At 38.4% G+C, this 11,994-nt stretch carries 11 protein-coding genes; all 11 read left to right on the top strand.

Features of this window, described 5'->3' with window-relative positions:
• Positions 1–249: 249 nt before the first annotated feature.
• The 11 genes from xseA to MHH88_RS13405 all read left to right on the top strand — a co-directional run bounded on the left by xseA (position 250) and on the right by MHH88_RS13405 (position 11,951).
• Positions 250–1,602: an exodeoxyribonuclease VII large subunit gene (gene xseA, locus MHH88_RS13455; protein WP_339258682.1), complete on the top strand. Its 1,353-nt coding sequence runs from the start codon at positions 250–252 to the stop codon at positions 1,600–1,602.
• 2 nt (positions 1,603–1,604) lie between these two features.
• The gene (gene xseB / locus MHH88_RS13450) at positions 1,605–1,838 is read left to right on the top strand and encodes an exodeoxyribonuclease VII small subunit (protein WP_024361176.1); all 234 of its coding nucleotides are present in this window, start codon (positions 1,605–1,607) and stop codon (positions 1,836–1,838) included.
• 5 nt (positions 1,839–1,843) lie between these two features.
• Positions 1,844–2,725, top strand: coding sequence for a polyprenyl synthetase family protein (locus tag MHH88_RS13445; protein ID WP_069513090.1), 882 nt, complete (start codon positions 1,844–1,846; stop codon positions 2,723–2,725).
• A 164-nt stretch (positions 2,726–2,889) separates the two neighbouring features.
• On the top strand, positions 2,890–4,791 hold the full coding sequence (gene dxs, locus MHH88_RS13440) for a 1-deoxy-D-xylulose-5-phosphate synthase (RefSeq protein WP_024361174.1): 1,902 nt from the start codon (positions 2,890–2,892) through the stop codon (positions 4,789–4,791).
• Complete coding sequence (locus tag MHH88_RS13435; protein WP_339258679.1) at positions 4,791–5,609, top strand: TlyA family RNA methyltransferase; 819 nt, start codon at positions 4,791–4,793, stop codon at positions 5,607–5,609. Before dxs ends, MHH88_RS13435 begins: the two co-directional genes overlap by 1 nt.
• A 101-nt stretch (positions 5,610–5,710) precedes the next feature.
• Positions 5,711–6,160 (top strand): transcriptional regulator ArgR, encoded by a 450-nt coding sequence (argR, locus tag MHH88_RS13430; RefSeq protein WP_024361172.1) that lies wholly within the window; start codon positions 5,711–5,713, stop codon positions 6,158–6,160.
• A gap of 112 nt (positions 6,161–6,272) precedes the next feature.
• Positions 6,273–7,964, top strand: coding sequence for a DNA repair protein RecN (gene recN / locus MHH88_RS13425; protein WP_069513092.1), 1,692 nt, complete (start codon positions 6,273–6,275; stop codon positions 7,962–7,964).
• Between the two features lie 127 nt (positions 7,965–8,091).
• Complete coding sequence (locus tag MHH88_RS13420; RefSeq protein WP_024361170.1) at positions 8,092–9,039, top strand: SpoIVB peptidase S55 domain-containing protein; 948 nt, start codon at positions 8,092–8,094, stop codon at positions 9,037–9,039.
• Between the two features lie 354 nt (positions 9,040–9,393).
• Positions 9,394–10,185 carry a sporulation transcription factor Spo0A gene (spo0A, locus tag MHH88_RS13415; RefSeq protein ID WP_024361169.1) on the top strand — a complete coding sequence of 264 codons (792 nt, stop codon included), beginning with the start codon at positions 9,394–9,396 and terminating at the stop codon, positions 10,183–10,185.
• 345 nt (positions 10,186–10,530) lie between these two features.
• Positions 10,531–11,094 carry a hypothetical protein gene (locus MHH88_RS13410; RefSeq protein ID WP_339258676.1) on the top strand — a complete coding sequence of 188 codons (564 nt, stop codon included), beginning with the start codon at positions 10,531–10,533 and terminating at the stop codon, positions 11,092–11,094.
• Positions 11,095–11,312: 218 nt separating this feature from the next.
• A complete protein-coding gene (locus MHH88_RS13405) occupies positions 11,313–11,951 on the top strand; it encodes an NAD(P)H-binding protein (protein WP_069513093.1) in 639 nt (212 codons plus the stop codon).
• Positions 11,952–11,994: the final 43 nt, after the last annotated feature.

Here is an 11,994-nt window from a genome sequence, read left to right as displayed (position 1 = left end):
GCAAATCGCCACAAAACCAGAGAGAAACGCCACATAATTAAAATAAAACGCCACTAAAACGGACACATGTTAGCCACTTTTATCTGAGCCAAGATTGGAATAAAGATGTTACAGTATTGTTTTCAAATAGGATGAAAGACAGATGTTTTTTCTTATGAAACTGTATTTTTACACGTCATGCGCGCCAAAAAATGTTATGATAAGTGTAGTTTTGTGAAAAACTTGATTTTAGTAAAGGAGCCGAAAATAATGTCATCAGCTTCTTATTTAACTGTAAAAGCTTTAACGAAATATATTAAACGAAAATTCGATGCCGATCCACATCTTCGCGAAGTTTATGTCAAAGGAGAGTTATCGAATGTTAAAGTACATCAATCGGGGCATATTTACTTTACGTTAAAAGATGATGGAGCACGGATTGCAGCAACGATGTTCAAAACTGCCGCAACAAAATTAGCATTCGAGCCAAAAGAGGGTATGCAAGTATTTATCCGAGGGGATGTAAACGTTTACGAAGGTTATGGTACATATCAATTATATGTGCAGGAAATGCAACCAGATGGAATCGGAAGCCTGTTTGTTGCCTTTAACCAACTGAAAGAACAGCTTCAAAAAGAAGGGCTTTTTAAACCTGAATGGAAACAGCCAATTCCAAAGTTTCCTGAAAAAATAGGTGTTTTAACATCCACTACTGGTGCCGCGATACGAGATATTTGTACGACCTTAAAGCGACGTTATCCGCTTGCTGAAATCTTCATTTATCCAACCCTTGTACAAGGGGCACAAGCAGCACCAAGCATCGTACACAATATTGAACGCGCTAATCAAGATGCTGTTTGTGACGTCTTATTAGTAGGGCGGGGTGGAGGTTCAATTGAAGATTTATGGGCGTTTAATGAGGAAGCTGTAGCACGTGCTATTTTTGATAGTCGGATTCCCATTATTAGCGCAGTAGGGCACGAAACCGATACGACGATTGCCGATTATGTAGCAGATTTACGTGCACCGACACCGACTGCTGCCGCTGAAATGGCAGTTCCTGACCAGCAAGAATTGTATCAACGAGTGTTGACTCAAAAATCGCAGCTTCACCAAATCGTGAGGGCGCAACTTATAACGGAGCGACAACGTCTAAATAAGCTACAACAGTCCTATCCTTTATCGATGCCAGAAAGATTGTATCGTCCGTTTACCGAACGATTAGCACAGCTTGAAACAACTTTACAAAAAGCGATGCAAGTAGATTTGATGAAAAAAGAAGCACAACTTCAAAAATTGCATAGCGCAGTAGAGCAGCAATCACCAAAAAAAGCGCTCGTTTTTCATCAAAGGGAATTAGATCAGCGCATTCAACAGCTAACACGTTCTGCAACACATTACGTAGCAAAGCAAAAACAACAATTTGAGGCATCAGTAAGAACACTCGAAGCATTAAATCCGCTTGCTATTTTAACAAGAGGATTCACAGTCGCTTATAAAGATGACAAAGTGTTGAAATCGTCTGCTGACTTAAAGCGGCAAGATCAACTAACATTGGCCTTCCACGATGGGAAAGTAATTGCCGAAGTGACAAATGTCTTGCCAAATAGTAAGGAGGAATAGCAATGGCGAAGAAACAACAAACATTCGCAGAAGCAATGACGGCACTTGAAGAAATAGTCCGCCAATTAGAGCAGGGTGATGTGCCATTAGAAAATGCTATTGATTTATATAAACAGGGCATGGAGCTTTCACAGTTTTGCCATAGTAAACTACAGCATGCCGAGGAACAGTTAATTTCAATTGTTCAAGAAACAGGCGAAACAACAGTATTTGATCCGCTAAAGGGAGAGAACTAGTTAAAATGAACGAACAATTAAAACATTTTATTCAGAGCAACACACCACAAGTGGAGGCTGAGATGTTTGCACTTGTTGAGAAAATTGACGCACCAACTCATTTAAAAGAGTCGATGCTATATTCATTAAAGGCAGGAGGCAAACGTATTCGCCCACTGTTTGTATTAGCAGTTTTAGAAATCTACGGTAAGGACCTAAAAGCAGGGCTTACAGTCGGTGCTGTTATTGAAATGATTCATACGTATTCTTTAATTCACGATGATTTACCGAGCATGGATAACGATGATTTCCGTCGTGGCAAACCAACTAACCATAAAGTGTTTGGAGATGCCCTTGCAACACTTGCAGGCGATGCGTTAAATACGCTAGCGTTTGGCATTTTAGCGCGCATGGATCTTTCAGCGGAGCAACGAATAGAACTTGTCAATCTTCTAAGCGTAGCAGCAGGTGCTGAAGGGATGGTTGGCGGCCAAGTACTCGATATGGAAGGTGAGCAACGCCAACTAAGCCTAACGGAACTAGAACATGTACATGTCAATAAAACAGGTGCACTTTTACGATTTAGTATTGAATCGGGTGCAGTATTAGCCAATGCTTCTCAAGAAGATCGTGCTACTTTAAAGGAATATGCGCATCATATTGGGCTGGCATTCCAAATCCAAGACGACATTTTAGATATTGAAGGCACAACAGAGGAATTAGGCAAAACTGCAGGGAAGGATGTAGCGAGCGATAAAAGCACATATCCTGCATTATTAACATTAGCTGGAGCCAAAGAAAAACTTGCTGACCATTATCAGCTAGCTATTGCAGCACTGGATAACTTACAAGTAGATGTAAGCTTACTGCGTGAGTTTGCGGCCTATATTGTTCATCGTAAAAACTAAGAGAAAAAATGGGCGTTAGAGGGAAAGAATATGCTAGAATAGGTGAGGACGTTTGCCAAGAGGCAAACAATAAAGTGTTCGTACTTTTAGCATATGGATAACACTGTTATAATGGTGGAAACACGATTGCGGTGAATAATTTATTGAAAAGGTGTGTGAGAAAGGTGGATTTAAACAAGATTTCTAGTCCATCCTTTTTAAAAAACTTAGATAAGAGAGAGCTTGAACAACTTGCAAAAGAAATTCGAACTTTCTTAATTGAAAAATGTTCTGTCACAGGTGGTCATATCGGACCGAACCTGGGTGTTGTGGAGCTGACAATTATGCTTCATAAAATGTTTGACAGTCCAAAAGATAAGTTTTTATGGGATGTTGGCCACCAAGCTTACGTGCATAAAATTTTGACAGGTCGTGCGAGTCAATTTGACACTTTGCGTCAGTTCAAAGGGCTTTGTGGTTTTCCAAAGCTTGTGGAGAGTGAACATGATGAATGGGAAACGGGTCATAGCTCGACATCGTTGTCAGCAGCCATGGGTATGGCAGCAGCACGTGATATTAAAAACGAAAAAAACTTCGTCGTACCGATTATTGGGGACGGTGCTTTAACTGGCGGTATGGCGCTTGAGGCATTAAATCATATAGGGCATGCAAAAACAAACATGATTGTCATCTTAAATGACAACGAAATGTCCATTGCGCCAAATGTTGGGGCATTACACAACGTATTAGGTCGCTTGCGAACTGCCAAAGAGTATTCAAAAGCCAAAGAAGAATTAGAATCGTTAATTAATAAAATTCCGGTTTTAGGTGGGAAGCTGGCTTCAACTGCTGAACGCTTGAAAGACAGTTTGAAATATCTAGTCGTTTCTGGTGTCTTCTTTGAGGAATTAGGCTTTAAATATTTAGGACCAATTGACGGTCACGACTTTGAGGCGCTTGAAACGACTTTATCCTATGCTAAAAAAGTAAAAGGCCCAGTGCTTGTGCATGTCATTACGAAAAAAGGAAAAGGCTACAAGCCGGCGGAAGACGATACAATCGGGAATTGGCATGGGACAGGTCCATATAAAATGGAGACTGGTGCCTTTGTTAAATCTGAAACAAAAGGTCCTGCATGGAGTAGTTTAATCGCTGAAACCGTACGTAAAATTGCACATGAAGATGAACGCATTGTGACGATTACGCCAGCAATGCCTGTTGGCTCAAAATTACAAGGGATTCAAAAAGACTTTCCTAAACGCTTTTTTGATGTCGGTATAGCTGAACAACATGCTGCAACGATGGCTGCAGGTCTTGCTACTCAAAAAATGAAGCCGTTTTTAGCGATTTATTCAACGTTTTTACAGCGTGCGTATGACCAAGTTCTACATGATATTGCGCGTCCAAATTTAAACGTTTTCATTGGTATTGACCGTGCAGGTTTAGTTGGTGCAGATGGTGAAACACACCAAGGTGTCTTTGATATAGCATTCCTTCGCCATATTCCCAATATGACGATCATGATGCCAAAGGATGAGAATGAAGGTCAACATATGGTGAAAACAGCCATTGATTATAACGGCGGACCGATTGCCCTTCGTTATCCACGTGGCAATGGGATTGGTGTCCCGCTCGATGAGGAGCTTATGGCTTTACCAATAGGCAGTTGGGAAGTGCTACGTGAGGGGAAAGATGCGACGATATTAACATTCGGAACAACTATTCCAATGGCAATGGAAGCAGCGCATATGCTCGCGCAACAAGGCGTAGAAATTGAAGTGGTGAATGCTCGCTTTATTAAGCCGATGGATGAAGATATGCTGCATCGTATATTTACTAGCAATAAACCAGTGCTAACGATTGAAGAAGCGGTATTACAGGGGGGCTTTGGCAGTGGCGTCTTAGAATTTGCGCACGACCATAGTTATTTCACTGCAATTATTGATCGAATGGGTATTCCAGATCAATTTATTGAGCATGGAAACGTAGACCAACTGCTAGCGGAAATCCATATGACAGCAGAAGATACAGTAGCACGCATGCAAGTGTTACTACAACAAAAACAGCAAGTAGGTTTGAACAAATAATGACAAAACAACCGAAAGAACGTGTAGACATTTTACTTGTAGAGCGTGGGCTTTGTGAGACGCGCGAGAAGGCAAAACGCTCAATTATGGCGGGCCTTGTCTTTTCTAATGAAATACGCATCGACAAAGCAGGAGAAAAAATTGCAATTGATGCACCGCTGCAAGTAAAAGGTTCAGATTTAAAATATGTGAGCCGTGGTGGCTTGAAACTAGAAAAAGCTTTGCAAATTTTTGATATGTCTGTAGAAGGGAAGCTGATGCTTGATATCGGCTCCTCTACAGGTGGTTTTACAGATTGTGCATTACAAAATGGTGCTCGACATTGTTATGCCTTAGATGTTGGTTCCAATCAGCTTGCGTGGAAAATTCGTTCAGATGAACGTGTAACAGTTATGGAAAAAACGAATTTCCGCTATACAACAGCGGCAGATTTAACGGAAGGTTTACCTGAGTTTGCTACAATTGATGTGAGCTTTATTTCACTATCATTGATTTTACCGGTACTAAAAACGGTTTTAATGCCAGGTGGGGATGTCATGGCACTTGTTAAACCACAGTTTGAAGCAGGTAAAGAGAATGTTGGTAAAAAGGGTATCGTCCGTGATAAAAAAGTCCATCTTGATGTTTTAGAAAAAAACGCTGCTATGGCAACGGAAGTTGGCTTTGTTGTGAAGGATGCTTCTTTTTCGCCGATTACTGGCGGTGAGGGGAATATTGAATTTTTATTCCATTTAGTGAATCCTGTAGGGGATGAAGGTATTCCACCATATACAGCTTTTAATGCACTCGTTGAAGAAGCGCATAGTGCACTAAAATAACACGTGCTCATTAAGTAGAGCCGTGTTTTTTCTTGTGCTTTTATGCTGAAAATGGTAGTGTAATTATACAAATATTTAACTATTTATAAGAGGTGAACAATATGAATAAAGGGCAAAGACATATACGGATTCGTGATATTATTGCAAATCATGAAATTGAAACACAAGATGATTTAGTCGATTTTTTAAAGGATGCAGGCTATAATGTGACACAAGCAACGGTCTCACGTGATATTAAAGAACTGCACTTAGTAAAAGTACCTTTGCAGGATGGACGCTATAAATATAGCTTACCCGCAGACCAACGATTCAATCCAGTACAAAAATTACATCGTGCATTAGCGGATGCTTTTGTGAGCATTGACGGAGCATCGCATTTCTTAGTAATGAAAGCACTCCCAGGTAATGCGAATGCTATTGCGTCATTACTGGATCATTTAGATTGGCCTGAAATTTTAGGTACGATTTCAGGGGATGATACTATTTTAATTATTTGTCGCGATGAAGCCGAGCGAGAAAATACAAAAAATCGCTTATTGGACATGCTATAAGAGGGAAACGAAAATGGTTAACAGTTGCTTGCCTGTTTTTAAAAAGCGGTCATTTTGCATCTGATAGCACGAGATATAATAGCAGTTGAATTTAATTCAGAGGTGACAATTTGTGTTAAGAGAGCTTAGTATTCGAAATTTTGCCATCATTGAGGATTTAACGGTTAGTTTTTCGGATGGTTTAACTGTACTAACAGGAGAAACTGGGGCTGGGAAATCCATTATTATTGATGCGGTACATTTACTTGCTGGTGGTAGAGGCAATTCAGAATTTATTCGTCATGGTGCTAAAAAAGCAGAGTTAGGCGGGTTGTTTCAAATTTCAAGCACTGCACATCCTGTATATAAGAAATTGGAGGAAGCAGGCATTGAAATAGAAGAAGATTCTATTATTTTACGCCGCGATTTAAATGACTCTGGCAAAAGTGTTTGTCGGGTAAATGGCAAATTGGTACCTTTATCGGTTTTACGAGATATTGGTGCAAGTCTAATTGATATACATGGTCAGCATGAAAATCAAGAACTAATGGATGAAAAACAACATATTCATTTATTGGATCAATTTGCAGAAGAGCAACTATCACCGATTCTTGAACAATACAGTATTCAATATAGCGAATATCGGGCATTAAAAAAAGAATTAGCCTCCATTTCTATTGATGAGCAGTTAATGGCGCAACGCATTGATTTGTACCAATTCCAAATGAAAGAATTGGAAGATGCAAATTTAAAGCTTGGTGAAGAAGATGAGCTGTTAGATGAACGTCGTCGTCTAATGAATTTTAATAAAATTTTCGAACGCTCGAGTGCTGCCTATGAAGCAATTCAGGGAGAGACAAAAGGGCTTGACTGGATCGGAACAGCGATGGGCGCATTAGATGATGCTGCGGTCATCGATGAACAGTTTAAAGAGGCATCTGAGTCGGTAACAACTGCTTTTTACGCTTTACAGGATGCCGCCTATCAGGTGAAAAATGTATTAGATGAGTTAGAATTCGATCCCGCGCGATTAAATGAAGTGGAGCAACGCTTGGCACTTTTCCAAAACTTAAAGCGCAAATATGGCTCCACTGTTGAAGAAATGCTCGCCTATTATGAAAAGATTAAAACAGAGCTTAGTGAGCTTTTGAATCGTGATGAAATATTGCAATTAAAAGAACGAAAAGTACTTGAAATGGAAGTAGTATTAAGTGAACTTGCTGAAAAACTTTCGCATGTTCGAAAAGCAGCAGCCAATGATTTAAGCGAGGCTATCATGGCAGAGCTACGTGAATTACATATGGAAAAAGCAAAATTTATTGTAAATTTTGATGCTTTACCTTACTTTGATGTCAATGGTAAAGACCAAGTGATCTTTTATATTTCAACGAATGTCGGGGAACCACCAAAATCTTTACCGAAAATTGCTTCAGGTGGGGAATTGTCGCGTATGATGTTAGCGTTAAAAACAATTTTTTCTTCTTCCAATGGTGTTACATCCATTATTTTTGACGAAGTGGATACTGGCGTAAGTGGTCGTGTAGCGCAAGCAATCGCTGAAAAAATTGCAGCCATTTCTGTTAATTCTCAAGTTTTGTGTATTTCGCATTTACCTCAAGTGGCGGCGATGGCTGACCATCATTACTTCATTAAAAAAGAGGTGGAACATGATCGGACATTTACTTCTTTAGCAGAAATCGATACAGATGCTCGTATTGAAGAAGTGAGCCGAATGATGTCGGGTGCAGAAATTACCGATTTAACTTTACAGCATGCGACAGAATTGTTAAAGATGGCAAACGAACGAAAAAAACAAATGCGCTAAATTAATAAGAAAATCCAGAGGCAGTCCAATGTTTCTGGGTTTTTTTCATTTTGCACAAATATTTACCGCTTATAAGAACCGCACAACAACACATAGTATAAAGACAAAAATCAAAAGGAGGTGTCGTATGAATCGTCGTTGGCGTCAATTTGTCATTTTGCCTATGCTCATCGTTTTGTTATTTATGCCCATTCAGGCTTTTGCGGCCAAAAAATTAATACCGATGGGTGAAGCAATTGGAATTCAGCTTCAATTATCACATGTCTTTGTTGCGCATGATGTGTTATTAGCTTCCAATCAATGGATGAAAGGAGGCGCCGTTATCGAAAAAATAAATGATACAACGGTAAAAACACTCGCTGATGCCAAGCAAGCCATTGCTCGCCATGGGCAACAAAAATGGACGATAAAAAGTGAAGGTAAAGCATTAACAGTTGACTTACAAAAACAAGAAGCAGAACATGTCATCTCTTTTTTAAAGGATGAAACAGATGGAGTAGGGACATTGACATACATTGATCCAGAGACATTAAATTACGGAGCATTAGGCCACCAGATTGTCGACTCAACTCTCCAAGAAGCACCTGTCTTCCGAGCAGGCTCCATTTTCTTAGCATCCATTCATCAAATCCGTAAAAGCCTACCTGGTCAACCCGGCTATAAAATTTCCTCCATTGAAAAACATCAGGAACGATTAGGGAGTATTGATAAAAATACGGTTTATGGAATTTTTGGCCGATGGGAAGATAGCTATCAACAAAGATTGCCCAAAGCCATCGAAATTATGCATGCAAAAGATATAAAATTGGGGAAGGCTGAAATTTATACAGCTATTGAAGGAAGTAAAGTCGAAACATTTTCCATTGAAATTACAAAAGTTGAAAATGAACGGCTTGAATTTATCGTTTCTGACGAAAAGCTTATTGAAAAAACAGGTGGCATTTTACAAGGTATGAGTGGTAGTCCCATTATACAGGATGGTCGTTTTGTTGGCGCTGTCACACATATGTTTGTTGAGGAACCGAAAAAAGGAGCTGCTATTACAGTGGCAGAAATGTTAAGAAAATCTTCATGAGTTGGATGGAGCTGCTTCTGGTAGCTCCGTTCTTTCATGGAGAAAATAGGATATTTTAGCTCTTTCCCTAAGTATTTCATGGTTTTTGTGAACACTTTAGCGATACTTAAAAAAAAGTGTAGTTTTATCAGCATTTTTTCACTAAAATAAGTGATAAGTGTATTCGACAATTTGCTGTTACGTATCGTAACTTGTCGAGAAAAAAAGAAAGTATCGGACTACATACTCATTTTTGGAAATTGAAAAGGTTTTTAACCCAAAAATGTCGAAAATTCCACAGTGTGTCAAAAAGACATTAGGGGTAACGGTTTATGCTTTGAATAGTCAAAGCAAAGTCCAGAAGGAGGAATGGAAATGACAAAGGTAAAAGTGGCGATAGCAGATGATAATCGAGAATTATTAAAAACAATGGAGCATTATTTTCAAGGACATCCCGAAATTGAAATAATTGCAACGGCCTCGAATGGGAAAGTATGTCTTCAAATGCTTGAAGAATACACACCTGATATTTTATTACTGGATATAATTATGCCTCACCTAGATGGATTAGCAGTATTGGAAGCGATGTATCAAAATGATCGTATGTCTTCGATACAAGTCATTATGCTCACAGCATTTGGTCAAGAAGATGTAATGAAACAGGCAGTGGATTTAGGAGCATCGTACTTTATGCTAAAGCCATTTGAATTCGACCAGCTTGTCCAAAAAATATTACATTGTGCTGGCCAAAAGGCTTCTATACCGAAAAAGGCGAGTGTATTACAGCCGACAACTCCTCAAAAATTAAATCAGCATCAGCTTGATAGCACCATTACAGCGATTATTAAAGAAATTGGCGTACCTGCTCATATTAAAGGTTACTCATATTTACGGGAAGCGATACAAATGGTGTTTGAAGATATCGAGTTATTAGGGTCTGTGACGAAAATTCTTTATCCAGAAATTGCAAAGAAATTCAATACAACACCGTCACGTGTAGAACGTGCCATTCGTCATGCCATTGAAGTCGCATGGAATCGTGGCAATTACGAGTCCATTTCGTCGATGTTTGGCTATACAGTGCATCACTTAAAGTCGAAACCAACAAATAGCGAATTCATCGCCATGATTGCGGACAAGATTCGTATTGATATGATGGCGAGTTAATTAACAGTTATAACAGCTTACAGGACTTATAGTTGATATATTATAGATTTATTTACCAATAAATCACTTTTTGAACCTATAAATAACTAAATATATGCGGGTAAATGTTAACGCACATTCATTTATTGAGTTTACGAAAATTCATATAATGGAGGTGTGTTTTTTTTGGTAGAAAAGAAAGGTCTGTAATAGAATTTATACCTTACCGTTTTTCACACGCACATAAGATTGCGAAGAACATATTTTATCCTCAAAAGGTAAATAAATACTATTTTTAGGTATTCCCTTACAATTATCTTGTTGGTAATATATAACTGTGACTAGTGAAAATAGGAGTGTTGTGAAGTGAGGAAAATTAAAAGGTTATCTCTAATTATCGGCATTATAATGATTCTATCGGCATGCAGTAAGGATGAATCTGTGAAGGGTGATGTTAATAATGTATCAGAAGCTGAACCTAATAAGAAAATTGAAGTAGCACAAAAGGAAATGGAAGAAGAGGTTATTGACCCACAACCTAAAAATGATTTAAGTGCAGAAGTTGATATAATCATGGAAGATTTCAATATCATCTTACTTGAGCATCAAGAAAACTTGATTGAATATTTGTTAGGCACTTCCAATTTATCATTAGAGGATTATCAAATGAAAGCGTTACTCGAAAGTGGTGAATCAGTTGAAGAAAGTATGTATAGTATTAATTTAAATACTATTACGGAAGGAGATAAAAAGATTGCATACCTATTTGGGGAGCTGAAAAAATACCAAGATTTAAGGTTTCAAGCACTTAAAAAGTATATAGATGAACCTAATGATTATGACTTAGACATTATTAAGGCTAATACAGTTTTTGTTTCTGATATTGCAATAAAGATGATTGATATTAGAGCAAAAGGAATTGAAGAATGACAGCGTACTCTCTTTTGAGTAGGTTGTTTTTTTATGTACAATCTTCTCCACCCTACCATGTAAATTTACAAATGTAGACCGAGATATTGGAATAGAGGAACGTATGAACTTGAGTGTGTAGCAAAGGAACAAGCGAACGTTGTATGGATGGTGTTGGAAATTGAAACTAAACAGAAGTTTGGCCGTATACATAGTATCATGTGATTTGGGGGGATAGTATGGTTAATGCTTACAAGGTGGCTCTTATTGGTGGAACGGGTAAAGTAGGGCGTTATATTGCTTCTAAAGCGGTAGAGAAAGGATATCAAGTCCGCATGTTAGTTCGAAATCCAGAAAAAGTAATAGGCAAGGACAGTAGGGTTGAAATCGTCAAAGGAAATGTAAAAAATGTAGAAGATATTCGTAAGCTACTAAAAGATTGCCAAGTAGTTATAAATACCTTTGGGCAACCAATTAAAGAGAAGGCGATGTATAGCAGTATCACTAAAAATATACTCGAGTTAATGACTGATTTACATATTGATCGTTATATTGGTGTAACAGGTGGCTCTCTAACTATTACGGGCGATCACAAAAGCATGTTAAATAAAATGGGGGCAAAGTTGTTTGAAATAATGTACTCTAATATGATGGTAGACAAGAAGAAAGAATGGCATATTCTTAACGATCATCCACACATACAATGGACGTTAGTTAGACTACCGTTTATAGTGGATGGCGCAGAAAGAGGAAATTTGAAAGAACATTTAACAGATATGCCTGGCACAAAAATAACAAATCAAGATATTGCGACTTTTATCATTCATCAAATCGACAATATAAACTATGTACATAAAGCACCGTTTATTGCAAATTAATTAAAAGTTCCCAGTTTATTTATACTGCAAAGTACATTGGCAA

The organism is Lysinibacillus sp. FSL K6-3209, assembly GCF_037976175.1.
GTDB lineage: Bacteria > Bacillota > Bacilli > Bacillales_A > Planococcaceae > Lysinibacillus > Lysinibacillus sphaericus_D.
The sequence above is the reverse complement of the archived record's forward strand: the minus strand, read 5'-3'. Positions and strand labels throughout refer to the sequence as shown.

What these genes read in the sequence shown, in the direction of transcription:
- xseA (WP_339258682.1), top strand. Translation starts at nt 250, where the DNA reads ATGTCATCAGCTTCTTATTTAACTGTAAAAGCTTTAACGAAATATATT.
- xseB (WP_024361176.1), top strand. Translation starts at nt 1,605, where the DNA reads ATGGCGAAGAAACAACAAACATTCGCAGAAGCAATGACGGCACTTGAA.
- MHH88_RS13445 (WP_069513090.1), top strand. Translation starts at nt 1,844, where the DNA reads ATGAACGAACAATTAAAACATTTTATTCAGAGCAACACACCACAAGTG.
- MHH88_RS13435 (WP_339258679.1), top strand. Translation starts at nt 4,791, where the DNA reads ATGACAAAACAACCGAAAGAACGTGTAGACATTTTACTTGTAGAGCGT.
- argR (WP_024361172.1), top strand. Translation starts at nt 5,711, where the DNA reads ATGAATAAAGGGCAAAGACATATACGGATTCGTGATATTATTGCAAAT.
- MHH88_RS13420 (WP_024361170.1), top strand. Translation starts at nt 8,092, where the DNA reads ATGAATCGTCGTTGGCGTCAATTTGTCATTTTGCCTATGCTCATCGTT.
- spo0A (WP_024361169.1), top strand. Translation starts at nt 9,394, where the DNA reads ATGACAAAGGTAAAAGTGGCGATAGCAGATGATAATCGAGAATTATTA.
- MHH88_RS13405 (WP_069513093.1), top strand. Translation starts at nt 11,313, where the DNA reads ATGGTTAATGCTTACAAGGTGGCTCTTATTGGTGGAACGGGTAAAGTA.